Source organism: Vibrio rhizosphaerae, assembly GCF_024347095.1.
Lineage (GTDB): Bacteria > Pseudomonadota > Gammaproteobacteria > Enterobacterales > Vibrionaceae > Vibrio > Vibrio rhizosphaerae.
Genome location: NZ_AP024904.1, coordinates 477,748 through 503,632 on the forward strand (window position 1 = coordinate 477,748; position 25,885 = coordinate 503,632).

The 25,885-nt window shown below is 41.6% G+C and carries 25 protein-coding genes and 1 tRNA gene; 11 read left to right on the forward strand and 15 right to left on the reverse strand.

Going from position 1 to position 25,885, the window contains the following annotated elements; genetic code table 11:
* Positions 1 to 123 precede the first annotated feature (123 nt).
* Together OCV37_RS17270 and OCV37_RS17275 are read left to right on the forward strand one after the other, a co-directional pair.
* The gene (locus OCV37_RS17270) at positions 124 to 690 is read left to right on the forward strand and encodes an SPOR domain-containing protein (RefSeq protein WP_038185260.1); all 567 of its coding nucleotides are present in this window, start codon (positions 124 to 126) and stop codon (positions 688 to 690) included.
* 136 nt (positions 691 to 826) lie between these two features.
* Positions 827 to 1,843, forward strand: coding sequence for a D-alanine--D-alanine ligase (locus OCV37_RS17275; RefSeq protein WP_038185103.1), 1,017 nt, complete (start codon positions 827 to 829; stop codon positions 1,841 to 1,843).
* Here OCV37_RS17275 and OCV37_RS17280 read toward each other — a convergent pair.
* Positions 1,824 to 2,792 (reverse strand): tyrosine-type recombinase/integrase, encoded by a 969-nt coding sequence (locus OCV37_RS17280; RefSeq protein ID WP_038185101.1) that lies wholly within the window; start codon positions 2,790 to 2,792, stop codon positions 1,824 to 1,826. The genes OCV37_RS17275 and OCV37_RS17280 overlap by 20 nt on opposite strands.
* Before the next feature lie 101 nt (positions 2,793 to 2,893).
* Between OCV37_RS17280 and OCV37_RS17285 the strand changes: the two genes are divergently transcribed.
* The 4 genes from OCV37_RS17285 to OCV37_RS19840 all read left to right on the forward strand — a co-directional run bounded on the left by OCV37_RS17285 (position 2,894) and on the right by OCV37_RS19840 (position 5,769).
* Positions 2,894 to 3,274: a DUF3319 domain-containing protein gene (locus OCV37_RS17285; RefSeq protein ID WP_038185098.1), complete on the forward strand. Its 381-nt coding sequence runs from the start codon at positions 2,894 to 2,896 to the stop codon at positions 3,272 to 3,274.
* Between the two features lie 7 nt (positions 3,275 to 3,281).
* On the forward strand, positions 3,282 to 3,593 hold the full coding sequence (gene yciH / locus OCV37_RS17290; RefSeq protein WP_038185096.1) for a stress response translation initiation inhibitor YciH: 312 nt from the start codon (positions 3,282 to 3,284) through the stop codon (positions 3,591 to 3,593).
* Between the two features lie 244 nt (positions 3,594 to 3,837).
* Entirely contained in the window at positions 3,838 to 4,983 is a 1,146-nt protein-coding gene (locus OCV37_RS17295; protein ID WP_038185094.1) for an iron-containing alcohol dehydrogenase, read from the forward strand.
* A 459-nt stretch (positions 4,984 to 5,442) separates the two neighbouring features.
* Positions 5,443 to 5,769 carry a GNAT family N-acetyltransferase gene (locus OCV37_RS19840; RefSeq protein ID WP_390902304.1) on the forward strand — a complete coding sequence of 109 codons (327 nt, stop codon included), beginning with the start codon at positions 5,443 to 5,445 and terminating at the stop codon, positions 5,767 to 5,769.
* A gap of 584 nt (positions 5,770 to 6,353) precedes the next feature.
* Here OCV37_RS19840 and OCV37_RS17300 read toward each other — a convergent pair.
* From OCV37_RS17300 to OCV37_RS17335, 8 genes are all read right to left on the reverse strand, one after another.
* Positions 6,354 to 7,511 carry a conjugal transfer protein TraF gene (locus tag OCV37_RS17300; protein WP_038185092.1) on the reverse strand — a complete coding sequence of 386 codons (1,158 nt, stop codon included), beginning with the start codon at positions 7,509 to 7,511 and terminating at the stop codon, positions 6,354 to 6,356.
* Between the two features lie 60 nt (positions 7,512 to 7,571).
* The gene (locus OCV37_RS17305; protein ID WP_038185089.1) at positions 7,572 to 8,453 is read right to left on the reverse strand and encodes a DUF2861 family protein; all 882 of its coding nucleotides are present in this window, start codon (positions 8,451 to 8,453) and stop codon (positions 7,572 to 7,574) included.
* Positions 8,453 to 9,115: a response regulator transcription factor VxrB gene (vxrB, locus tag OCV37_RS17310; RefSeq protein ID WP_038185080.1), complete on the reverse strand. Its 663-nt coding sequence runs from the start codon at positions 9,113 to 9,115 to the stop codon at positions 8,453 to 8,455. Before vxrB ends, OCV37_RS17305 begins: the two co-directional genes overlap by 1 nt.
* On the reverse strand, positions 9,090 to 10,538 hold the full coding sequence (gene vxrA / locus OCV37_RS17315; protein ID WP_038185076.1) for a sensor histidine kinase VxrA: 1,449 nt from the start codon (positions 10,536 to 10,538) through the stop codon (positions 9,090 to 9,092). The genes vxrB and vxrA overlap by 26 nt, the downstream gene beginning before the upstream one ends.
* Positions 10,539 to 10,704: 166 nt before the next feature.
* On the reverse strand, positions 10,705 to 12,084 hold the full coding sequence (gene pntB, locus OCV37_RS17320) for a Re/Si-specific NAD(P)(+) transhydrogenase subunit beta (protein ID WP_038185074.1): 1,380 nt from the start codon (positions 12,082 to 12,084) through the stop codon (positions 10,705 to 10,707).
* Between the two features lie 13 nt (positions 12,085 to 12,097).
* The gene (pntA, locus tag OCV37_RS17325; RefSeq protein WP_038185072.1) at positions 12,098 to 13,633 is read right to left on the reverse strand and encodes a Re/Si-specific NAD(P)(+) transhydrogenase subunit alpha; all 1,536 of its coding nucleotides are present in this window, start codon (positions 13,631 to 13,633) and stop codon (positions 12,098 to 12,100) included.
* A 275-nt stretch (positions 13,634 to 13,908) separates the two neighbouring features.
* Positions 13,909 to 14,184, reverse strand: a complete 276-nt coding sequence (locus OCV37_RS17330) for an HlyU family transcriptional regulator (protein ID WP_038185070.1) — start codon at positions 14,182 to 14,184, stop codon at positions 13,909 to 13,911.
* Positions 14,185 to 14,571, reverse strand: coding sequence for a late competence development ComFB family protein (locus OCV37_RS17335; protein ID WP_038185067.1), 387 nt, complete (start codon positions 14,569 to 14,571; stop codon positions 14,185 to 14,187).
* 341 nt (positions 14,572 to 14,912) lie between these two features.
* On the opposite strand from OCV37_RS17335, the gene OCV37_RS17340 reads away from it, so the two are divergent.
* Positions 14,913 to 16,145 carry a GGDEF domain-containing protein gene (locus OCV37_RS17340; RefSeq protein ID WP_038185066.1) on the forward strand — a complete coding sequence of 411 codons (1,233 nt, stop codon included), beginning with the start codon at positions 14,913 to 14,915 and terminating at the stop codon, positions 16,143 to 16,145.
* A gap of 118 nt (positions 16,146 to 16,263) precedes the next feature.
* Here the strand turns inward: OCV37_RS17340 and OCV37_RS17345 are convergent, their stop codons facing one another.
* Positions 16,264 to 17,133, reverse strand: coding sequence for a hypothetical protein (locus tag OCV37_RS17345; RefSeq protein ID WP_211252094.1), 870 nt, complete (start codon positions 17,131 to 17,133; stop codon positions 16,264 to 16,266).
* Complete coding sequence (locus tag OCV37_RS17350) at positions 17,120 to 18,262, reverse strand: MBOAT family O-acyltransferase (protein ID WP_038185062.1); 1,143 nt, start codon at positions 18,260 to 18,262, stop codon at positions 17,120 to 17,122. Before OCV37_RS17350 ends, OCV37_RS17345 begins: the two co-directional genes overlap by 14 nt.
* A gap of 413 nt (positions 18,263 to 18,675) precedes the next feature.
* Here OCV37_RS17350 and OCV37_RS17355 point away from each other — a divergent pair, with 413 nt between their 5' ends.
* Genes OCV37_RS17355 through OCV37_RS17370 form a run of 4 tightly spaced genes read left to right on the forward strand, consistent with a single transcriptional unit; the run spans position 18,676 to position 22,148 of the window.
* Positions 18,676 to 19,056 (forward strand): SxtJ family membrane protein, encoded by a 381-nt coding sequence (locus OCV37_RS17355; RefSeq protein WP_157635077.1) that lies wholly within the window; start codon positions 18,676 to 18,678, stop codon positions 19,054 to 19,056.
* Between the two features lie 14 nt (positions 19,057 to 19,070).
* Positions 19,071 to 19,220 carry a DUF5989 family protein gene (locus tag OCV37_RS17360; protein WP_235862816.1) on the forward strand — a complete coding sequence of 50 codons (150 nt, stop codon included), beginning with the start codon at positions 19,071 to 19,073 and terminating at the stop codon, positions 19,218 to 19,220.
* A gap of 8 nt (positions 19,221 to 19,228) precedes the next feature.
* Positions 19,229 to 21,064 (forward strand): carbamoyltransferase family protein, encoded by a 1,836-nt coding sequence (locus tag OCV37_RS17365; protein ID WP_038185060.1) that lies wholly within the window; start codon positions 19,229 to 19,231, stop codon positions 21,062 to 21,064.
* Positions 21,051 to 22,148: an SGNH/GDSL hydrolase family protein gene (locus OCV37_RS17370; protein WP_157635076.1), complete on the forward strand. Its 1,098-nt coding sequence runs from the start codon at positions 21,051 to 21,053 to the stop codon at positions 22,146 to 22,148. The genes OCV37_RS17365 and OCV37_RS17370 overlap by 14 nt, the downstream gene beginning before the upstream one ends.
* Before the next feature lie 66 nt (positions 22,149 to 22,214).
* On the opposite strand, the gene OCV37_RS17375 is transcribed toward OCV37_RS17370, so the two are convergent.
* The 4 genes from OCV37_RS17375 to OCV37_RS17390 all read right to left on the reverse strand — a co-directional run bounded on the left by OCV37_RS17375 (position 22,215) and on the right by OCV37_RS17390 (position 25,883).
* Positions 22,215 to 22,289 (reverse strand) — tRNA-Gly (locus tag OCV37_RS17375).
* A gap of 163 nt (positions 22,290 to 22,452) precedes the next feature.
* Entirely contained in the window at positions 22,453 to 24,096 is a 1,644-nt protein-coding gene (locus OCV37_RS17380; protein WP_038185055.1) for an electron transfer flavoprotein-ubiquinone oxidoreductase, read from the reverse strand.
* A gap of 105 nt (positions 24,097 to 24,201) precedes the next feature.
* Positions 24,202 to 25,134 carry an electron transfer flavoprotein subunit alpha/FixB family protein gene (locus OCV37_RS17385; RefSeq protein WP_038185052.1) on the reverse strand — a complete coding sequence of 311 codons (933 nt, stop codon included), beginning with the start codon at positions 25,132 to 25,134 and terminating at the stop codon, positions 24,202 to 24,204.
* Positions 25,134 to 25,883, reverse strand: coding sequence for an electron transfer flavoprotein subunit beta/FixA family protein (locus tag OCV37_RS17390; protein WP_038185051.1), 750 nt, complete (start codon positions 25,881 to 25,883; stop codon positions 25,134 to 25,136). Before OCV37_RS17390 ends, OCV37_RS17385 begins: the two co-directional genes overlap by 1 nt.
* Between the last annotated feature and the right edge of the window lie 2 nt (positions 25,884 to 25,885).

Genomic DNA, 25,885 nt, shown 5'->3' on the forward strand with positions numbered 1-25,885 from the left:
TAAAATTGTTTAATACTTTGTGTTTTATATCACATGTTATTCATTTGAATTTATTACCTAAACTTGATTCTAGACTCGGCTATGGGCATGATTGATACACTCTTTATGAAAGGCACGAAAACTATGGAAAAAAAAGTCATTCTCGGTTTGTCTACGTTACTGTTGGCGGCATGCTCTTCTGGCACTTATGTAACGGACGTGACAACTGAAAGCTACCAGGAAGAATATCCCACGGCCAAAATACAGCAGCCGGTGGTTTCTCAGCAGGGAACAACCGCTGATGGTGTGACAGAAATGAATGTGGTGCGGACGACTGAGAAACCGGCGACATCACAAAAAATGTCTCAACCGAGTCAGACTGCTGTGACCATTACACCACCAACGGCAAAACAGGTGGCAATGAATCCACGTTTTGGTTATACCATTCAGGTCGTTGCGGTTGGTAGTCAAAGCAAAGTGGATCGATTCTCCAGTAAGCTCCCTAAGAATGGTCAGCCTATCTGGGAAAACTACAAGGTTGTCAATGGGACGAAGTGGTATACCGTTTTATATGGTGACTTTGCAACGCGAGCGAAAGCGCATCAGGCGATTCAAATGTTGCCAGCCGAGTTTCGTCAACTCAAACCTTTCGTGAAAAGTATTGACGCTATTAAAAACTCGGAGTATCCGACTTTAAACAAGCTGAATTAAGTAAAAAAGGGCCTTGGGCCCTTTTTTTGTGTAGATAGTGAACGATTAGCTGCTGAGAGAAAAATTAAGGCTACAACTTTATCGGGAATTATCTATGATAGAGGCGGTTTAAACTGAAAGGATGTATGGAAGAATAATGGGCCGTATCAATATATTATTACTTTGTGGTGGTGGTTCATCCGAACATGAAGTGTCATTGGTTTCTGCGAATTATGTGCAGGAACAACTCCAAGCTAATCCTCACTTTCATGTTGTACGTATTGAAATGAAACGTGACGGATGGTTTACCGAGGACGGTCATCTGGCATATTTAGATACCAATACTGCAACGTTGAATACCGATGTTAGCTGTCAGAACATTGATTTTGTGGTGCCATGCATTCACGGTTATCCGGGGGAGACCGGCGATATTCAATCCATGCTTGAACTCGCTGCAATTCCATATCTGGGATGTGGCCCGGAAGCGAGTTCCAATAGTTTTAATAAGATTACATCTAAGCTTTGGTACGATGCGCTCGGTGTTCCGAATACCCCTTATTTATTCTTATCTGAATTGACGGATCAGACGATTGCACAATGTGAAGAAGCATTTCACCGTTGGGGGGCTTTATTTGTCAAAGCAGCTCGGCAAGGTTCTTCCGTTGGATGTTACAAGGTCACTGATTTATCACAATTGCATCAGTCAATTGCCTCTGCATTTCAGTTTTCTGAACAGGTTCTTGTTGAGAAAGCCGTAAAACCGAGAGAGTTAGAAGTTGCGGCTTATGAAATCGGCGGAGAACTTCATATTTCGGCACCGGGTGAGGTGATTGCGCCAGCCGATGCTTTTTACACCTATGAAGAGAAATATAGTCAAACCAGCCACTCTTATACGAAGGTCGAGGCTGAAGGTCTCAGCGCTGAACAGCTTGCCTCTATTCGGGAATACAGTGAAAAAGTGTTCCGTCATATGAAACTGAGACATCTTGCCCGTGTTGATTTTTTCTTAACGCCGGACGGACAAGTTTATCTGAACGAAGTCAATACATTCCCGGGAATGACACCCATCTCGATGTTCCCTAAGATGTTAGAAAACAATGGTCACACCATGGCAGATTTTTTAACGGACTGTATTGAGCGCTCATTGGCAAAAGTTACGGCTTCCAAGGCTTGAACGATTTGAATCGTTGAATTTCAATTTCGGCTTGGTGATGCTTTCCTACGTACTGAGAAGGCATCACCGTACTTTGCCAACGGCCGAAAGATTGGATCTCTTTGATTTTCATTCCTTGTTTATAGAGCTCTTGGGCTGCGCCGATGCGGGTTGATTGACCTGAAAACTTAAGGTGGGCAATACCAAGCCGTTCTCCGGCTCCTCTTAAAATGCGATAGATTGATGAGTCGTTTAGTTTATCAATACCGATATTCTGATGACGGTCGATCGAACGAAAGACATAAGGTGAGGACTGGATATCAATGAGCTGATACCACCTGTGGATTGCTTCTGAAGCCGGTGGAGAAAGTTGATAATGATTGCCTCTGAGTTCGACTTGTACCTCTGATTCTGAGTGAAAGGTGAGTTGTTCAACGCGAAGCTCTCTGAGCTCGAGTCGTTTCAAAATACACTCAAACATCAAATGATAAATTGCCAGATCGCGAATGTCTTTGGCATCTTTAGCGGTGGAGAGTAACGCATCTAATTGTTCAATATGGTCATGGTTTAATGCATCTGCCTGACTGTTATCACCTTTTTTTTCTGTTCTCAGTGCCATCAGGAGTATACGAACTTGGTGATGTGTCATCGGGTCAGGATAGCCAAGGAATTTATGTAACACTGTTATGGTGACGGTGTAACGACGCAAGGTCGAAAACTTTCTTACCCGCGATTCCTTTTCAAGAAACAGGCGAATCATATCCGGGGAAGCCGGATAAGGAACAACCTGCTGATTCTGACAGAACGCTACAAACAGATTCCAGTCTTTGACCATCGCAAGTAAGGAACTATTTGAATACTGATATTGGGTCAGTTCATTGAGTTGTTCTTTATGGATAAACGCACAAAGTTGCTTGGTATAATCCTCAATTATTGTCTTTTTTGTGATTAATATTGGTTTTTTCAACATTCTAATGCACTATAACTAGGTTATTAGCCCTAAATATACTTGATCATGTGCCGATTACAATTAATATTAAATGAAAATACATAAAAGAGCTGAGTAGACTTATGGCTGTTGCAACATACCGAGGGTTTACCCTCAAATCTGCCGGTCAATCCAGTGATGTCTGGCAAGTAAAAATTAAGAATCACGTTCTTTCCGGTAATAAGGCAGCTGTAAAGAAAAGTATCGATTGGTGGTGTGATACTGCCTCTATTATTGACCCCAAAGAATTTTCCAATGTTGAAGTGAAGAGAGAGCAAGCCTCTGCAACTCAGGAACAGTTTGCTGGTTTTACTCTGAAAAATGATACGGGTGAGCCGAATGACTGGTACTGTATATTCAATGGACGACTTCTTAAAGGTTCCAAGCTTGCTATCGAAAAACATATTGAAAAAACAATTCTAGAACTCCGTCAGGCGAAAGCAGCGGCATCAGCAAAGAAGTAGTTAAAGTATGACATTAGTATATTCCACTGAAGTTGGACGAATTAAACCAGAAGCATCACAACCTCAACGGCCAAAAGGTGATGGTATTGTCAGAATACAGAGACAAACCAAAGGGCGAAAAGGAAAAGGCGTCTGTGTTATCACCGGTCTTGACCTTGAAGATACTGCACTAAAACGTTTGGCAGCAGAGTTAAAGAAACATTGTGGCTGTGGTGGTGCAGTAAAAGACGGGCATGTTGAGATCCAAGGCGATGACCGGGAAAAAATAAAAGTCTTTCTGGAAAAGAAAGGTCATACAGTTAAGCTTGCTGGTGGCTAAAATAAGTTTTAGTGAAGTGAAAGAAAGGCCTAAGGTGACATTGTCACTTTAGGCCTTAAACGTCCTTTGGGACGGATAGTTATCCTTAGTTCATCTTATTGCCTCTCGCTGTACAAAAAATATCTAGTTATTTCATATCTATAGAATTTATTCGCGATTAATGATTCAAATCAGTGTTTCAGTGCGCTTGTAAGCATATTGTATCTCTAATCACATTTTCATATGCAAAATATAGGAGAGAATTATGAGCGTCATGAGGTTTTCTGTACCCAGAGATATTATCTATGGAGAAGGTGCACTGGCTGAACTGGCAAATTTAAAAGGTCAAAAAGCTGCAATCGTGACAGGTGGAAGCTCCATGAAAAAATTTGGCTTTTTAGAACAATGCCAAAATTACCTCTCACAAGCTGGAATTCAGAGCATCATTATTGATGGTGTTGAACCGAACCCATCAGTTAAAACAGTCTGGCGTGGTGCTGAAGCAATGATTAACTTTGAACCAGACTGGATCGTAGCAATAGGGGGTGGGTCGGCCCTGGATGCAGCCAAAGTCATGTGGTGCTTCTATGAACATCCGCACTTAAAATTCGAAGATATTATTGAGGTCGGCTCTATGCCGGCATTACGCCAAAAAGCGAAATTTATCGCGATTCCGTCAACCAGCGGTACGGCTTCTGAAATCACCGCGTTTTCTGTTATTACTGACACAGATAACCATATTAAGTATCCCATCGTTGCAGCAGACATGGTGCCTGATATTGCGATTCTTGATCCCAAATTGCCGGAAACAATGCCAGCGCATATTACGGCTAATACCGGGATGGATGTCTTAACACATGCCGCAGAGGCGCTTGTTTCAATTGCTGCGACATCATTTACGGATCCGTATTCAATCGAAGCAATCAAACTGGTGATTGATAACATTGAGACCGCATACAAAGAGCCTGATAATAAAGAAGCCCGTTATAACATGCATAATGCATCAGCACTTGCTGGTATGGCGTTTACGAATGCTTCATTAGGGTTGGTTCATTCACTTGCTCACAAAATTGGTGGCGAATTTGGGGTCACACATGGCTTGTCCAATGCGATTTTATTGCCATATATTATTGATTTTAATAGACAATACACAACTAAGTATCAGTTGGCAGAAAGCATTCTCGGCATTGATGATCTGGCACAAACCGTCAGAGAACTGAACAAAGCATTGAATATTCCAACCTGTTTTAAAGACTGTGATGAGGTTGACTTCAGCGAAGAGAAATTTACTCGAGTACTGGAAAGAATGAGTGAGCGAGCCTACGGTGATCCATGCACACTGACCAATCCGGGTAAACCAACAGTGGAAGATGTGAAGAACCTATACCGTAAGAGTTATTACGGCGCGTAGTATCCAATTCATTTAAGCATAAGCGAGCGCGGTAGTAACTAACCGCGCTCGTTTTTATCATTCTCAAATCCTTCAAGATAATATTAAATCAGGGGGGCACAAGAAACGCGAGGTCACCATAAGCATCATCTGAGCCGTAAGTGAGATACAAAAGGCCTATAGTGATTTACTTTGAATTGTCTCGAATATTATATTTAACATAACGTACATAATGCGCACTTTTGTATTGGGTTTAATTTGTCTGTTAATGGTAAGCTCAACTAGAAAACTACGATATGTCTTCGACTTTGCAGATCATATTAAAACATGAGCTGTCATTATCAAGGATTTAAAATGATACCTAAAATCCAAACCTCGAATCTTATACTATTGCCACCAACGGCGGACTGTGATGTATGGTGGCCCGATTACTAAAAGCCAAGTTTGGTCTAGGCTTCAATCCGACTTGGTTCATGGTATCTGCAAGGATTTGGTGTTTGGGTTATTCAGTTACGTTCAAATAAGCAGTTAGTCGGTACGTGTGGATTTTGGCAAGGGTTAGAATGGCCAACTGAGTTAACTTGGTGGATTCTTCCCGAATATAGAGGACAAGGGATTGCGTCAGAAGCTTCTCAAGCAGCAATAGAATATGCATACACTCATTTTAAGTGGGATCATGTTGAAACTTATATGCATGATGAAAATGCAGCGGCTCGAGCTCTGGCAGAAAAAATCGGTGGACAAAAAAACAGACGGCTTCGATTCCCTGATGACCTGACTCGTGATGTTTATCGCTTCTCCCGCTAAAGCGTCGACTCCTCTACTTCTGTTGTTACCTTCAATTCAGGCTAAATTAGAATGAACAGTCAGAGTTTTGTTCTCGTCATATACACTTCAAATCAGTAATTCTCCCTCATTCAACCGACCTCCAATTTATTCAATACAAGCCTTACAGATAAGTGGTTTCGGGTATTGTATTTAGTTTGGTATTGCGGAGGTGGTTGTTGTTTATTGTATAACTAACCCATTAGTTATAGTGCATCAGGATATTTCCTATGAGTGATACTGTCACGAGACAGAAGTATTCACTAACATAAGATCCAAAAAGATCCTGCTTCTTTATGAAGACGCTCATCGAATAAAAGGAGATAAACCGATAGAATATCATTCTGCACTAAGTCTATGAAAAAACAAATATTCCTCTCAAAAATATAGAAAAATTGGCATCGGAATAAATACGATCAACTTATTTTTCTTCAAAAAACAACTAAGCGATGTGAGTAATTACTATGCGTAAAAATGTTGGTATCTCAGGAATGATTTATTTTCAGATACAAAAAAGCCCCCTCTTTTCAGAGGAGGCTTTAAAAGCGAGACTGGGAGGGAACGTATTAATACGTGGATAAGAAGTTCACATAGGCGCCTTTTGCATGCGCATTGGTATAGCTTACGGCTGCATCAAGTTCAAATAACCCAAGTAGAGAAAGCCCTATCCCCGCAGTATAGACATCATCAGAATTGCTATAAGCCAAATTCTTTTTATAACCGGCTCGCAATTTTAGCTGGCGTAGAATATCAATTTCGCCACCGACGCGAAGCATCTGGGTATTATCATTGAAATTGGTGTAGCGCTCTTCCTCATTCAGATCATAATCAACGCTAAATGAAGCATAGTCACCAATCAACCCGACACCGATTGTATATAGGGGTCTGAGTTGGTAGCTATATTGCAGGTCAGCCTTGCCAGAAACACTGGAGGCAACTCGCTGGGTTGTGATATCACGAGAAATCAAATTGGTTGCTGCAAATCCCACTCTCACCGGCCCGTAGAACCATAGTAAACCGGCATCTAAGTTGAATACAGTTTCTCCGGAGCTGTTGGCATCAATATCACTGAGATCGTAGTTCTTTAAGCTGGCTTCATATACATAGGTATAGACACGTTGAAGTTTGGGAGAAACGCCGACTGAGATATGCTGTCCCAGAAATGTTTGGTACTTTGCCAGGGAAAGACCAACCTCAGTGACCGCAACAGAAACAGCATCGATGGTACTATTCTGTGCATTATCAAGCGTAGAGGAGCCCGTTGTCGCAATTGATGGCGTTACATAGGTCTCCGCATAGGCTTTACCAAATAAATTCATCGCAAGATATTGATTTGGTATTCCGATCGCGATTGCACCACCAATATCAGCTTTGAGTTCACCGCCATTCAGTGCATCTAACTGACTCTGCAGTTCAGCTTCTCGTGATGAATCTCCGCCTTCCACATTCTTGATTAAATCACTGATATCATCAATGGTATTGGAGATATCGTCAGGATCGTTATAGGTCAGGCCAAAACTGGGGAGTAATATTCCTGCATCATCATTTCTGCGATAGATGGCGACAATAGCAGGGTTATAGAAAGGTGCGGTGAGATAATTGGCTGAAACGACGCCAGTGCCTCCCATTGCATCTCCGCGAGCCTCAACAGCATAGGAAGCGGCCATACTCCCGGATGAAACAACGAGAAGCGAAGGAATCAAGTGTTTTAGTTTTATATCCATATGCGCTATAAACCGAATAAAATTTAATGTCTATAACGACAGATTGTTATATATCTTTAGCTATTCCTCTAGTGAAACATCATATGTTTTACTAATAACTTGAGATTGCTCAATAGTGATTGGTCCTTGCCACCGTTGATGATTCATCGATACCGCCAAAACATATCGTCCCGGTTCAAGTGTATTCGGAGGTAACTCACTCGGATAATTAGATTCATAGGTCTGCTTCCAAACTTCTGAATATTTTCCACTATTGTAGCTATATGCGGAAACTCTCATTTTGGGTAACGGACAGTAACGATTCGGAATCGCTGTTTTTTCAACACGCCATTGTTCTTTTGAACGCCAATGAATCGTGTGATAGGTTTTGGGATTATCAAGAATGACCCACGAACTCCACGATTCCCCATTTTTTCGAGAAATAATCAACCGATAAAGCCCCATCGGCAGACGATTATTCAGATTATACCGTTTCACATAGGTCAACTCATTAGTGACATTGTCACTTTCCACCTGAGAAAAAGAGCTATCGAGTGAAATTGAATGATCAACCCACCGAGTGAACGAAACCTCTTCTATTTGTGACGTTGTCACCATATCAACTAATAATTGAAATGCGTCACGTCCCGGACTTTGAATTTCCACTCTTCGAACGGCGAGAGATTTGATCCAGTCAGGGAAAGGAGCAGGTTCCAGACTCTTACCACAATCGGCACTTAAAGATTGAAGGAGTAAATCATTTAGATGACTACTAAGATGTTTGCTTTCAGCACTCTGCCAGACTTCAACTAAAGAGTTAAACATTTTAGGCAGATCATTTTCCAGCAGATGTTCATGGGCTTGCGTTAATGGCGTGTTGCGTTCAAACCAATTCGCGTAAACAAAATGGCTGGGAGCACACATCAGTACTCCCAGTAAGAAAAAACTCTTTTTTCTCATCATCAGGCTTTCATTTTGTAGCCAACACCCCGTAACGTTTCAATTTCTAGTCCGGGAAGTTTTTGTCTTAATTGCAGAACATGTGTGTCCACCGTTCTTGTTGTCGGAAAGTGATTATAGCCCCACACATGATCCAATAATTCATCTCGGGTAAAAACTCTACCTAAGTTGCTTGCCAGAAATAGCAACAGATCAAATTCTGTACGAGTCAATGTAATTAACTCACCTTTGTAATGCACTTCCCGAGTGGATTTATCAATGGTGAGTTCTGGTGTGACAACCTTTGTGTCATCCTGTTGTCCATCACCATCCGGTGCTCGAAGCTGCGCTCTCACTCGGGCAAATAACTCGGCTTCAGCAAATGGTTTGGTTAGATAATCATTCGCACCAGAATCCAGTCCGGCAACTTTATCTTTCACTGTCACCAGCGCGGTCAACAAAATAACCGGAACATCTTTCAGATTTTTCCAATCCACGAGGTGTTCAACCGAATCACCATCAGGAAGCTGTCGGTCTAAGATGACTAAATCAGCCTGCTCCCAATATTGTCTTACTTCTGAAATCTTCTCCGCATGTAAACAGTTATATCCGGCTTGTTCCAGACTAACTAACAATCCATCAGCCAAGTTTTTATCATCTTCAACAAGAAGCAACGTCTGTTTCACAAGGTATCTCCAAAATAAATGTTGTTGGTGGCCCGACTAGAGACATCTTGCCTCCCATTCTTCCAACCATTGATTCTACAATTGTTAAACCTAGGCCTAAACCACTTTTACTGACAAAGGGCTTACGTAGCTGACGCCAGTCTTTTTCGGTCAGCACACCCTGATCAACTACCTTGAACGTAACCATATGACTTGACGTCGTTACATCCAACTGCACGGGGGCAATACCATATTTAATGGCATTTCTTAGTAAATTATCAATACAAGTTCCCAACCAATAGACATTTAATTTTGCTGCAACATCCTGATTGATTGAGAAATGAACAGATGATTCAAATTCTTCCTCTAATTTATACTCTAACCACTCAGCAACTGATGGAACCCAATCCACAGCTAAAGGTTTCGTGTCGGACTGCAAATAATCTTTACTAGCCTCCGCTAACTGCCTTAGGCGGCGAGTATCTTCACATAATCTGCGAAATTCATCATAGACACTTTCAGGCAGATGCTCAAACTCTCGTCTGAACCCTTCAACAGTCAGTGAAAGACTCGCAATCGGTGTCCGTAATTCATGTGTCAATATCTGCAAAATAAGCATACGGCTTCTCATCTCAAGCCGCTTGGTATTCCAACGATAGAAAAACCAACTAATCACTAATAAAACGTTGAAAGCAACAAGACCAACGAGGATGTACCGTAAAATATCCGATTGATCTTCCTCTGCCCAACACAAGTTACCGCGTCGAACAAAACAAGTTGAATTATCAGTATTTACATAACTGAAGACTAACCCCGCCTGCTCGGCATTATTCTTCCACACATGATCAGCAAACACATAGTATCGATCACCTTTTCTCAACCAAAGCTCATTTTGCTCGCTGAACATTGAGTCCCCTGATATCAATGACGTTACCGACTCACTGTCCATGCGTTGCAGACGTCCTAATAAAGTATCTTTAGAGGCTTTAGGACGTTCCTGAATATGCATATAGACTTTTAGTTCATCATAAAGCTCAGGGTGTTTTTTTACATATCGCGCCGCATACGTTCCCCCACCCGGATGGATCAAAGCACTTCGGGCAAACCAGCGTAACGGCAGTTGAGTCCCTTTACAAATTGCCCGAGTAAAGACCAGCGGTTCCGTCGTTAAGGGACTCAAAGGTAAATTCCCGGTACATTGTTTCGCTAAGGCGTAAAGTTGCTGGATATCTTTTAAAGGGTACTCAAAGGTCTGCGGCAACATGGAGTCGGGAGTAATTAGTCTTGTGGCATACTCAGCTTCTATTTTTCTTAAATCATATGAAACAAGCGCTTCATCGTATCTGAACAAAGAAATAAAATGATCGATTCTTGCCGGCAAAGAGTCCGCATGTGCATATGGAATAATAAACATGAACAACAACATGAATCGTTTTAATATCATCTTTTTATGTGACTCTGTATTCTCTGGCAAGTTTCATGATCCGGATGCATTATGACAAAAATAGTTATTACCGTGTTATGTTGATGTCAATAATCTGTCCCGTAAATAAATAAAGCCAGCATTATCGCTGGCTTATATTACAAATACAAAGTTTTTTTACTCAGGGTCAATCCAAATGTTCCAGTATATGCAGACATGACGCTTTGGCATCGCCAAACAACATCTGAGTATTTTCTTTAAAGAAAAGTGGGTTTTGAACCCCTGCATATCCGGTATTCATTGAACGCTTAAAGACGATCACATCTTTGGCATTCCAAACTTCCAAAACTGGCATTCCGGCGATAGGACTATTCGGATCCTCGAGTGCAGCCGGGTTGACCGTATCATTTGCCCCGATAACCAACACCGTATCGGTTTCACTGAAATCATCGTTGATTTCATCCATTTCCAAGACAATCTCATAAGGAACTTTCGCCTCGGCCAACAGAACATTCATATGACCAGGCAAACGCCCCGCAACGGGGTGGATACCAAAGCGAACGTCAATCCCTCTGGCTCTCAGCTTCTCGGTAATCTCGGAAACCGGATACTGAGCTTGTGCAACTGCCATACCATATCCCGGTGTAATGACCACAGACTTCGAATTCTTAAGCATGTCTGCAACATCCTCAGCCATAATCTCACGGTGCTCACCTTGCTCTCCCTCCTCGCTAATGACAACTTCCTGACCGAATCCGCCAGCAATAACACTGATAAAAGAACGGTTCATCGCTTTACACATAATATAAGACAGAATAGCACCTGAAGAACCAACCAAAGCACCGGTTACAATCAATAGATCATTCGCCAACATGAATCCCGCAGCTGCGGCAGCCCACCCTGAATATGAGTTCAGCATGGAAACAACAACCGGCATATCTGCACCACCGATAGAAGCGACCAAGTGATAGCCAAACACAAAAGCGATCAGAGTCATCACAATCAATGCGAAATAGCTACCGTCCACATTGACAAAGTAGATCAGTAATAGTGTAGAAACGATAACTGCCGCAAGATTCCACTTATGTTTGTGTGGAATATTTAACGGTGATGATTTAAACACACCATGTAGTTTGCCAAACGCAACGATCGAGCCGGTAAATGTGACAGCCCCAATGAAAACGCCGATGAACACTTCAACCAAATGGATGACATGCTCAGCATGTGTCGCGGTTTCCGGCGCTTCAATAAAGCTATTATATCCAACCAAAACAGCGGCCATACCGACAAAACTATGGAGGATCGCCACCAACTGGGGCATTTGTGTCATTTCGACTTTTTTCGCAAAATGGATACCGATCGTCCCACCAATCGCCATTGCAATGATTATCCAGACAATTCCCGACGTATCGGGAGCAAAAATTGTTGCGACTAAGGCAATCGCCATCCCGGCAATACCGTAATAGTTACCAACTCTCGCTGATTCCTGTTTTGATAAGCCAGCCAGACTCATCACAAAAAATAAAGCAGCAACGATATACGCCGCTTGTACTAATCCTGCAGACATTCGCTACTCCTTGTTATTTTTTACGGAACATTTCAAGCATACGCTTCGTGACGGTAAAACCACCGAAGATATTAATACTTGCGATCAACACAGCAATAAACGATAGAAACGTAACAAAACCATTACCCTGACCAATCTGCAATAAACAGCCGATGACAATAATCCCTGAAATTGCATTGGTGACGGACATTAAAGGCGTATGTAAGGCATGAGTCACGTTCCAAACCACGTAATAACCAACCACACAGGCAAGTACAAAAACGGTAAAATGGCTGAGGAACGCTGCAGGTGCGACAGAGGCAATCCAAGCGAATGCACCTACACCAACCACGAGTCCCAACATTTTTTTCATCGGAGAAACAGCTTTCTCTTCTTTTTTCTGGGGGGTTTTTACTGGTTCGGATTTCGTCTGTGGTTGTGCTGAAACCTGAATAGGAGGAGCCGGCCAAGTCACCTCACCTTCCTTAATGACAGTCACACCTCGCTGAACGACATCCTCGAAATCGATGTGAATTTCACCATCTTTTTCTTTGCACAATAATTTTAATAGGTTAACTAGATTCGTGGCATAAAGCTGAGAAGACTGCGTTGGTAAACGCCCCACCATGTCAGTATATCCAATGATCTTGACGCCATTTTCAGTAGTCACGACCTGATCAGCCACGGTATATTCACAGTTTCCGCCATTGGCAGCCGCAAGATCAACAATCACACTCCCCGCCTTCATACTGTCAACCATGGCTTTGGTTATCAGTTTTGGTGCCGGCTTACCGGGAATCAATGCCGTTGTAATGATGATATCGACATCTTGTGCCTGCGCTGCGTAAAGTTCAGCCGCTTTACGATTAAAATCATCAGACATCTCTTTGGCATAGCCGTCACCAGCGCCAGAATTTTCCTGAAAATCAACAGAAAGGAATTCTGCGCCCATCGACTGGACCTGTTCTTTCACTTCAGGACGAACATCAAAAGCCCGGACAATAGCGCCCAAACTCCCCGCAGCACCAATTGCTGCTAATCCAGCAACACCTGCACCTGCGACGAATACTTTAGCGGGCGGAACCTTACCTGCTGCGGTAATTTGTCCCGTAAAAAAGCGTCCGAATTCATGTGCCGCTTCAACAACTGCACGATATCCAGCAATATTGGCCATCGATGACAAAGCATCAAGAGCCTGTGCACGAGAAATACGTGGTACTGAATCCATAGCAAGCACATTAATTTTTTTACCGGATAAGGTTTCAAGTAGTTCTGGATTTTGTGCTGGCCAGATAAAGCTGATTAGCGTTGCCCCTTCTTTGATCAACGCTATTTCTTCTGCTGTCGGCGCATTGACTTTCAAAATAATATCGGCACGCCATACATCTTCAGTGGATACCACCTGAGCACCAGCAGCTTCGAAACTCTGGTTGTCAAAACTCGCTTTTTCTCCAGCATCGGTTTCAATAAGAATATCAAAACCTAACTTTAGCAGCTGCCCAACCGAAGTCGGTGAAGCTGCAACTCGCGTTTCACCCGCAAGTCGTTCTTTAGGCACACCAATTTGCATAGTTATTCCCTTATAATTGGCAAAGTAAATATGTTTAATCTAACGGCTTACTTATCGATCCAAGCAGCTGACAATCTCGACTAACCACTTGCGTTTCTTTATAACATGTTGGTTCAACGGTGTTGGTCCAACATCTACCATGAACTTCACCATACTAACGAGAATGTCCAGTGAATTGAACATCATGGCAAAAATTAATCATCACGAAAAAAGAAACCACAAGCTTATCGGCTTGTGGTTTCTTTCATTATGATTTCAATCAACTTGAGTCACACTCAACTGAAGATCTTTTCTCCCATCTGATCAATAAACATCTTCGCCTTATTAACCATAAGCTCGTCGGCACTACTGCGACTAGACAAAACATCTGACCGAATAAAGCGATGTTCTTTGACTTCACCATTGATTTCGCGAGTAATTCGTCCGGCCACCCGATACTGACCATTTTCAGCAATCGCTTCAGGAAAGATAGCAAAATCTTTGTAATAAACAGGCTCAATCGGTGCTGATTCTTGCTGACGTTGGCCAAACAACCGAGATAAAAATCCCACTTACTTCTCCTTTTGATATTCTGTGTGATGACTAATGATCGGGCTTTCATACCATTCCAATTCAAGGTCATCATCATAACGAGCCGTTGCAACGACGATAGGAACCTCCCGATGCTCAGGATTCTGACGACGGTCATTTTTGATCATCGTTTCTCCGGCTTCAACGGCATCTTTGGCAAATTGTTTTAATTTGACTAAACGAGTTTCCGGCAGCGTGGATAAAAAATCAATGTCATGGCGAATATATACGGGACGCAGCTGGCTCAATGCTAAACAAGCCAGATCAGCCAGTTGTTCATGATCATAGCGTGCTTTAAAATCGTCTGAACTCAAAATTTGACCGACTAAAGTTTCCATATAATTATGGACATCAACACTGATATGCATATTTATTCTCCAGTAGCTGTCAGCATCCAAATAGATATCATCTTCACCATCACAGGATTCAGGTATATCATAAACATAGTATCAGATAATCAACCTGACATACTTTTATGCATTGCAGTCGCAGTCCTGTAAACCATATGATGTCAAGATTCGGTATTTTTTAGCCTCCGGGAATCCGGAAGGCTGCTCTCCTTTGTTTCATTCGATGCATCTTGTCACGCATCGGTCTTATGCACTCACTATCCAAAATGCAAGAAAAGTACAGAAAAAACGACAAAATGGTGTATTTTTTACTAAAAATCACGTAAAGTGCAGCTAATTGTTTGACGAATCAACCATCTATGTTTTCAATGTCGGTCAGTTCTTCCTGGTTCCGCTCTTTACTCCCTATTCTGTTCATTGTGGCTATCCATATTGGGATGGGCCATGAGATATTCACGCAACTATCAAATTCCAATGTACTGCTTAACTTACCTTACGTTTTACTTTTCACCGCACTAGCAGTGGCGCAAATATTCAAACAAAGTCGTATGGGGATGTTAGCCGTAGCCCAGATACTGGCCTATGTTATCATTCAGTTTCGTTTGCAGACGCCTTTAATCAGCGGCTCAACACTCTTAGAATTGTCCTTACTTGCTTTTCTTTTTCCGGTGAGTTGCATCATTTGTTATGTATTCCATGATTCCGATCTGTTCACCAAAGAGTTTCTGTACTATCTGCTTGTTCAAGGTCTGTTTTTTGCCTGGTCATTGTTGATTCTGGATTATTTTAATCAGGGTGATTTTCCGGATCTCTTTACACAGCTCTTATTAGCTGTGCCTCAGGTATCACGGTTACCGTTTATTTTATTCCTTTACCTGATTGTGTTAAGTGGCATGACCATGCTGTTGCTATTGAGGAAAAATCGTAAACTTGATGCCGTTGTTTACACCTCTGTTCTGCTTATTTCAGATGTTTTTGTCTCTTTTCATCTGCCTCATATCTCCAGCATACTATTTTCTATCTCTGGCATTTTTCTGGTGCTGTATGTTATTGCCGCCGGACATGAGCTTGCGTTCAATGATCGCCTCACTCACCTTCCCGGTCGTGCCGCACTCGACCACACCATGAAATCTCTGGGACGACATTTCACCATCGCCATGATTGATGTTGATCATTTCAAACAATTCAACGACAACTACGGTCATGATACCGGTGATGAGGTTTTAAAACTGGTGGCAAGCAAATTACGCCAAGTCAAAGGAAAAGCGAAAGCTTATCGCTATGGCGGTGAGGAGTTTACCATTATCTTTAAAGGAAAAAGCTCAGAAGAAGCATTTGATTATCTTGAATCTTTACGCCAAGAGATCCAAAACTATGACATGTATCTCAGAAATACAGATAAACGTCCTAAAAGTGATAAAATGGGACGTCTGAAACGCCAAAAAAATCAGCCCAGTAATGTCGTCAATATTACGGTCAGCATTGGTGTCAGCGACAGTCAGTCAAGCCGGGATCCTCAAGACGTCATAAAATCCGCAGATCAGGCCCTCTATAAAGCGAAAAAATCCGGGCGGAACCGGGTGGTTGTGTAAAGCTCTCCTAGCAAACACAACATCAACTGCAATTAACATTTAAGAAAAGAATAATAAAAATCAACGAGGTATCAACATAAAATCATTCATATTGATACCTAGTCATGATGAATCAGCCTTATCTATGAGTCGCAATACAATGATTAACTTTACTATTCAATACCGATTTTATGGCAATGCTGCCATTTTCATTTAAGTGGTCACCATTCCAGAACATTTTAGTGGGTAATAGATAATGATATAAATTAATATAGCAATCAGCGCCTAATTGATTCATATCCTTAGTAAACGTTTTCAAATCAGGCACATCATATTTTGATAAGTAGTTTTTTAGTCGGTTGATATAAAGATCATGCAATGGCATAGAAATGAGGATAACAACATGATCTTTTCCCTGCTTTATTAAGCGAATCATTTTCATCAATTTCTCTTTACTGCCGATATAAAAATTTGCATCTGGTTTGTTCCCTTGAAAATGAGATTCTCTGAACCAGTCGCCACCGCCATGACTGTGTATCCCATGAGAGACTTTTCGTCCATTGGATAAAAAATAATCATCATGAGATGAATTTTCAAATATAGACAATGGTGTTTTGACTAGTTTACGTTCAAAAAAATTCACTATATCTAATGGCTTGCCAAGAGATAATGAATCATTATCATTAGCCGACATATCGTAGGGTTTATATAATTCTAACGGCGTGATATTGATAACGAAATATTTCGTATTTTTAAACTTTTCTAATCCGATACCAATTTGTTTCATTCGACGATCGATATCGGCACCATCTTCATTAAGGTAATAGACATCAGTTTTATTAAGCAAAATTTTATAAGCATGAGAATTACCTATCATGAGCCAGTTAACATATTGGGGGCTGGAAATTTTTTTAAAAGAATCATCGAATATGACAATATAAATAGAAAAAATAACAGTCACACTAAAAAAAAATGCTGATATGATTTTTATTTTTCTAAAATTGCGCATAATAAAATTGCCCATCCACTTTTCTGAAAAACAAGGTAAATACTACAAAAGACAAACATAACATGATAACAAAATAAGGATGACGATTAATTGTCTTACGAACTAATGAAAAAGACTTATAATCAAAAAATAACATAATTGAAATGCATAAAAACCACAATGTAAAATAGGACCAGTTGGATATTATTGGAATCAAATTACTTGGTAGAAAACCATTAAATAAAAAGCCGATGAAAGCATAATAAATAATTTGACTACCCCATAACAACTTATTCTTCTTCTTAATTTTATTCTGAAAGAAAAAATATATAAAGTTGAAAAGTCCAAACAGAATAAAATTAAACCCTAACCCATGCCATAAAGCTAAAGATGCAGTTGCAAAACCTATATTGGTATAAGCCCAAAATTTATTGTAAATTTTCACCTTGATAAAATCTATACACCATTGGTAAATAGTGATATTCCATCGCCTGTAAAACTGCGATATATTTTTGCTAAAAAAGGGCGATTTAAAGCTGATCGGCATTTTAAATCCTGAAAGGCCAGCAATACCAATCCCCATTAGTGACCAAGAGAGAAAATCAGAATACATATATGCCCACCAATATATGGAGTTGAGTAAGCTATCATCATTAGCATAAACATAATGAGTTATATGTGTAATATATGTTTTATAAAACAATCCGACTGAAAATATAATATGATATAGTGCCAAAGATTTGATGTTCATCTTTTTATTTCGAATAAAATCAGAGGACTTAACAACGGGCCCACAGTACATTTGAGGAAAAAAACTCAGCCGACTAACCATTGTATATAATGAAATCTCTTCTTTAATATAATAACAGGATTGAAATAAAACAAAACTCAATCCGAGAAGGTCACCTCTAATGTCTATAGGTAAAAAAGAATTTTTAAGTGAAATAAATAATAAGAACACCAAAGCTAGCATCACTTCTCGATTATACAGAAAATGTTTGTATTGAGTAATCAAAAAAGCCAACATCAACACAAAAACAAAGGTTAATGGATACAGTAAAGATGAAATTAAAACACCACTAAAAATAACAACCCTCTTGGAATTTGTTATAGCGGAAATAAAATAAATAAAAATCAATACTGTAACCAAACTATCTCCTTGCTATTATTTATTTTCATTCTTAATTTGTCAGATGATAGCGTTGTATATTTTTGCTGCATTTCTTTCAAAACCATACCTAACAAGCACATCACACTTCCCTAATCAGCTTATTCATTTCTATGCTATCAACTGTTATAAATTGGTAATTCATCAATAAGAATGACTTCCTCGTTTAACTTTTTCTATAGACACAGACACGATACCTGCCATAAATAGTATATGATAACTTGCTGTTTTTTACATGATTTTCTATATTAAAAAATGGGGGCAGATATCACGTCAAACCTCCTCCGTTTCAATAGATCACTACGTAAAATGAATCAGATAATTTTTAGGCTGGGTAGCTCTTGAGAAAAAATCGATACAAGACCCATAATAATGACAGATATGACCTAAAATTAGTGTCTAATCAAGACTTTGGTTTTATGCTCTCTATCATGATTCTTATTGTTGCCGGCTACCTTAATTCTTATAAGGCTGGCACTATGAGTACATCTGTGGCGTTTTTGGGAGGAATGATTGCCTTAGTCGCAACGATTCAACCTGATCGCTTGTACAGACTTAATTTTCTATGGACTTTCACCGGGTTCTTTTTAGGAAAAATAACTCAGACCATCATACTTGGGCTCATCTTTTATCTGTTATTTCTACCAACCGGACTGATCATGCGTCTATTTGGTAAGGATGAATTGAAGTTAAGACAGTCAGAATCCCATACATTCTGGCGTCACCGACAGCCGCAAAATTCTTCCCTTGAAGACACCTTCAAAAATCAATTTTAATCGCTGGATTGAGTATGGATCACCTAAAAGAACTTTTTATTTTTCTAAAAGTACGTAAGAAACTGTGGCTTGCCCCAATTATCATTGTCATGTTTCTCTTGTGCGGGCTATTCTTTGTCGTTCAGGGAACCGTCGTTGCACCGTTCATTTATACTTTATTCTAGGAGTAATAATGTACATTTTGGGGATCTCTGCATTCTATCATGACAGTGCCGCCTGCCTGATTTTCAACGGTGAAATCATTGCAGCAGCGCAAGAGGAAAGATTCACCAGAAAAAAACATGATGATAGTTTTCCTGTCAATGCGATTCAATATTGTGTTGCAGAAGCAAACATTACAGCCTCTGAGATTGACTATGTTGTTTTTTATGAAAAGCCATTGGTTAAATTTGAAAGATTAATAGAGACCTATCTGGCATTTGTTCCCCATGGCTTCAGAAGTTTTCGTTTAGCAATGTCGTTATGGATGGAAGGAAAACTATTCCAAAAATCTCTCCTCATAAATGGGCTATGCAGTGCATTTGAATCCCGTATTAATTGGAAAGAAAAACTCCGATTCTCAGAACATCACCTGTCTCATGCTGCAAGTGCTTTTTTCCCTTCACCATTTGAACGAGCAGCAGTACTGACATTAGATGGTGTTGGTGAGTGGACAACAACATCTCTGGCTATCGGGCATGGGAACCAATTAAATATCATTAAAGAAATACACTTCCCTCACTCTCTCGGGCTGCTTTACTCATCGTTTACTTATTATCTCGGTTTTAAAGTGAATTCCGGCGAATATAAGATGATGGGATTAGCGCCCTATGGAACCCCCAGATATACTCGCCTTATCAAAGACAAGCTGATCACTATTTGTGAAGATGGCAGCTTCCATCTGAATATGCGCTATTTTAACTATTGTGCCGGATTGACCATGACCAATAGGCGATTTCATCACCTTTTCGGGGGATCGCCACGACAACCTGAATCACCAATTACACAACGGGAAATGGATATTGCCGCGTCAATCCAGAAAGTCACCGAAGAAATCATTGTCAAATTAGCACGCTCGATTGCCTTGGAAACCGGAGAACGAAACTTATGCCTTGCAGGCGGTGTAGCGCTGAACAGTGTTGCTAATGGTGTGATTTTACGAGAGAACATATTTGATAATATATGGATCCAACCTGCTTCAGGAGATGCAGGAGGCGCTTTGGGTGCAGCTCTTGCTTATTGGCATATACATCATCAAGGAGAACGGACTTGTACCTCAACACGACATGACCATATGCAAGGTGCTTATCTGGGACCTGCTTATTCAGATCAGATAATAGAACAAACGTTGAATAAGCATGGGGCGAAATACAATCAACTGACGGCAGACGAATTAATCAATCAAGTCGCAACCCTGTTAGCGGAAGGAAAAGTCATCGGATGGATGCAAGGACGGATGGAGTTCGGGCCTCGGGCACTTGGCGCAAGAAGTATCCTTGCCGATCCAAGAGCGCCTTCTATGCAGAAAAAACTGAATCTTAAAATTAAATTCAGAGAAAGTTTCAGACCATTTGCTCCCAGTGTTTTAAGAGAACATATGGCGGACTGGTTCATGTGTGATACTGACAGCCCATATATGTTACTGGTTGAACATATAAATACTGATAAACAATATAAAGTTCACGATAGTGAATCAGTGGGTATCGAAAAATTAAATTTTGCCAGATCCGCTATTCCTGCTGTCACACATGTTGACTATTCAGCACGGATACAGACCGTCCATCAAGATACCAATCCTAAGTATTATGCATTAATCAAACGCTTCTACGAATTAACGGACTGTCCCGTTCTTGTGAATACTTCATTCAATATTCGAGGTGAACCGATTGTATGTACACCGGAAGATGCTTTCCGATGTTTCATGGGCACAGAGATGGATGTTTTAGCGGTCGGGAATTGTTTGCTGATCAAAGCTGAGCAAGATGTATCACTGAGAAACAACTATGTGGGCCAGTATGAGCTGGATTAAGCTGATATCAATCAACCTCTTTGTCCTTGTTGCTCTGCTCTTACTTTTGGAAGGTGGTGCTCGACTCGTATGGACATTAAAAACTTGTATGGCAGGAATGTGTGATTATAGTCGATTGAATCACTTAGCAGTACGAGAGCTGCCTGAAGATGTGAAAATTAATTTTTTCAAAACGAATCAACAGCTAGGTTATATACCGACTCCGGGATTCAATCAAATTATCAACTTCCGTCATTGGCCTCACGTCAAAGTTTCCATTGATGAAAATGGCTATAGAAATAATGACAATAACGGTATTGACACTCATGCCATTCTCGCAGTCGGAGATTCTTTTACATTTGGTGATCAAGTGTCAAACCGTGATACTTGGCCATCATGTCTTGAACGCAGCTTAAACAAAGGCATCACAAATGCGGGCGTCTCTGGCTACGGTGCAGCCCAAGCGATAAAAAGAGCTGCCATGATCTTAACAACAAGTCATTACGATACCGTGATTCTATCCATATTATTAAATGATGATTTTCATAGAGATAAGATGGATTATTTTTCTGGTTTGCCTCGCCCTGCAGTCATTACAAGACACGGTATCAGTGAATGGGCATCATTAACATTGGATGCAAAAGGAAGTAAATGGAATCCGGCCCAACTCCCCCACTCTCTCAGGCTTCTCAAATACGTTTGGCGCTACTCTATTGTTGGAGCAACCCTGATAGACAGAATATCTGCCATGAAAGGTAAATCAATTGACTGGACCGGTCGTCGTTTAACACACAAACACCCCGATGCAGCACCAATCGATGACATTATCAAATTCACATTAGAACAACTATCACGTTTACCCGTGGCTGAAAAATATGTTCTATTTCAATATTCACAAGGTGATCTCTTTAATCCTGAAATTGAAAAAATCCGCCATAGAGTGACAAACGCAGCACAACGGCAACACATAAACGTATTAGACAGTTTTAATTATTTGAAAACCGCTACAGAAGTAGCGCCAAGCCCCATATGGGATGGACATCATACGGCTTACGGTAACCAGCTGGTTTGTCAATTTATTGCAGAAAATATGAAACCAAAATAGTTCACTAAGTAAGAAGCAAGAAGCAAGAAGCAAGAAGCAAGAAGCAAGAAGCAAGAAGTAAGAAGTTGGAGCGGGCAGCGGGAATCGAACCCGCATCATCAGCTTGGAAGGCTGAGGTAATAGCCATTATACGATGCCCGCATCGAGATGACGGAGCTAATATGCCACAATCGACGAAAAATAAAAGTGCTATTTACGAAAAATCCGTTTGATTGCACACTTCATAATCAAATTAATTTCAATTGGTTATCATACAACCAGCTGTTCACCATCCAACTAATATCCCACGTCAATAATCAATAGATCACATATTCGTATACAACGGCCCACCACCGCCTTCCGGGGGGGACCAGGTGATATTTTGTGCGGGGTCTTTGATGTCACATGCCTTACAATGGAGGCAATTCTGCGCATCAATGACAAAGCGTTTGTCATTATTTTCTTCCACGATTTGATAGACACCGGCAGGACAATACCTTTGTGCCGGCTCACCATAGACCACAAAGTTTTCTGCTAACGGAATGTGTGGATCCCGTAATTGAAGGTGACATGGCTGATCATGTTCATGAGAGACTTTGGCGATATAGACGGAAGAAGACCGATCAAAACTCAACTTCTGATCCGGTTTAGGATAGTGAATCGGCGAACATTGATTGATCGGTAATAATTGGGCGTGATCGGCTTGGTTATCTCGAATATGCCATGGCAAACGTCCCCGGAGAATATTCTGATCGACAACATTAAAGAGTCCCCCACCGAAGGGGCCAAATTGATGCATCGCCGCAGTACTATTTCTGGCCGTATACAGCTCGTCATGTAACCAAGAGTGGCGTAGGCTATCAGCAAAGGACGTTAAATCAGTGCCTTGCATCTCCTCTAACAATGCGGGATAAACAGTTTCCGCAGCCAACATCCCAGATTTCATCGCAGTGTGGATACCTTTCAGTTTTGCACCGTTCAGCACACCCGCTTCACAGCCAATCAATATCCCACCGGGAAATGTCATCTTAGGCAGTGCATGATATCCCCCTTTGGTTAACGTTCTGGCACCGTATGACAGTCGCTGCCCTCCCTGAAGATATTGGGCAATCTCAGGATGATGTTTCATCCGCTGAAACTCCTCAAACGGGCTCAGATAGGCGTTCTTATAATTCAAATCAACCACCAGACCGACAGCGACCTGATTGTCATCAAGAAAATAGAGAAATCCGCCGCCATTGGCATGGCGCGTCAAAGGCCAGCCAAAGTGATGGATCACCTGCCCCAATTGGTGGCGCTCAGATTCAATCTGCCAGACTTCCTTTAATCCCAGGCTAAAATGTTGTGTATCGGCATTGCGATCCAGCGCATAACGCTCAAGCAGTTGTTTACCGAGATGTCCCCGGCTTCCCTCAGCAAATAATGTATATTTGCCTCGCAATTCAATCCCCGGAATATGTTCGGATTTCGGTTCTCCCCGGACATTTAATCCCATATCACCAGTGATAACCCCACAAACTTCATTCCGTTCATTGACAAGCAACTCTGATGCGGTAAACCCAGTAAAAATTTCTACACCCAGTTGTTCGGCCTGACTGGCAAGCCACTGACAGAATTTTCCTTGGCGAATCAGATAACTCCCCTGATGATGCATATTCCGGGGAACAAAGAGGTTGGGAATCTGCCAAGCCTTATACTCATCCCGGAGATAAAAGAGAGCTTCCTGTTTTACCGGGGTAATCATGGGGGCATTTTGCGCTTGCCAGTCAGGAAAAAGTTCATCCAAGGCCCGACTTTCCATGATCGCCCCTGATAAAGCATGAGCACCAATGTCAGCCCCTTTTTCAATCAGACAAACATTCAACGCCTGATTATCCGCCTGTGCCTGCTGCATCAGACGGCAGGCGGCAGATAAGCCTGCGGGCCCGCCACCAACAATCACAACATCAAATTCCAGAACTTCTCTCATTGATTTTCCTTACTTCTTATATGATGAATTATGGTGGCCGACTCAAGTGACTCTGCGCTATTACTTTTCATTTCGCTTTATTTTCATTTCGCTTTATTTTTCACTTCACTCTATTTTTTCAATCAATTCAGGCAGTACATCCATACAATCGGCGACCAACACATAGTCTGAGGATTGAAATATTGGCGCATCAGCATCATTGTTGATAGCCACAATTGTTTTGGCATCTTTCACACCGGAAATATGTTGAATCGCGCCGGAAATACCGACAGCAATATACAAATCCGGTGCGATCACTTTCCCAGTCTGCCCGATTTGAAGATCATTGGCGGTAAACCCGGCATCAACAGCAGCCCGGGTTCCGCCAATTGCCGCGCCAAGCTTATCGCCCAGTGTTTCCAGCAACGCGAAATTGTGTTCATTTCCCAATCCACGACCACCCCCAATCACAACCCGTGCCGATGAAAGTTCCGGACGAGAAGACTCAACCGTCTGATGACTGATTACCTGTGAAAGCCGGACATCTTCCGTCACCGGAACGTGAACAACGCTGGCAGTCCCCCCCATATCAGCGCTGGCAGCAAACGCGGTGGTTCTGATGGTCATCACTTTGATCGGATCCATCGATTGGATCGTCGCAAGCGCGCTTCCCGAATAAATCGGTTTGCGAAAGGTATCATCACTTTCAATATCAATAACTTCCGAGAGGAAGGAAACATCCAGCAATGCCGCAGCTCTGGGTAAAAAGTTTTTGGAGAATGACGTCGCAGCAGCGACGATATGGGTATAGTCTCTCCCGATACAAGCAATGAGATTGGCAATATTTTCAGCGGGTGCCTCAATATAAGTATCAGCATCCGCAACGAGAACCGTCGAAATATGACTTAACCGGGTGGCTTGCTCAACCACTGGCTCGCAATGACGACCAATAACGAGTAAATGAAGATCATCACTCATTTGTATGCCGGCTCCGATGGCATGATGTGTCGCCTCACCTAATTTGAGATGATCGTGCTCCGCAATAATCAAAATAGTCATCAGATTACCCTCGCCTCATGTTTTAATTTACTGACCAGCTCATCTACATTTTCCACTCTGATACCGGCTCGTTGACCATTGAGTGATTCAACCTTGATAAGCCGGGTGCGCCGATGCATCGCGACATTTAAGCTCTCTGCTGCAATCGATTCGATCGGTTTTCTACGAGCCTTCATGACATTAGGAAGAGAAGCGTGGCGAGGTTTATTTAAAGGCAAGTCTGCAGTCAGAACTGCTGGCAGTGTCAGCCGGATAACCTGCTGACCATGATCGACTTCACGCGTAACCAGAACTGAATCAGATTCAAACTGAATATCTGAAGCAAATGTTCCCTGAGCGATACCGAGTAGACCAGCCAACATCTGACCGGTTTGATTATTGTCACTATCGACCGATTGTTTACCGGTAAATATGACTTGCGGCTGCTCTTTCTCAACAATTTTCACCAACAACTTTGCAATAATCAGCGGATCCAAATGATCTTCTGACTCGATATGGATCGCACGGTCGGCCCCCAGTGCAAGTGCAGTTCTCAGCTGTTCCTGACATGGCAGCGTTCCGACAGAAACCGCAATAATTTCTGATATCAGCCCCGCTTCTTTCTGCTGTATTGCTTCCTCTAATGCAATTTCACAGTAGGGATTCAACACCATTTTGGCATCTGACAGATCAACGTCACGCTGATCACTCTGAACACGAACCGCCAATGACGGATCCGCAACTCGTTTGATTGCTACTAATGCTTTCATAT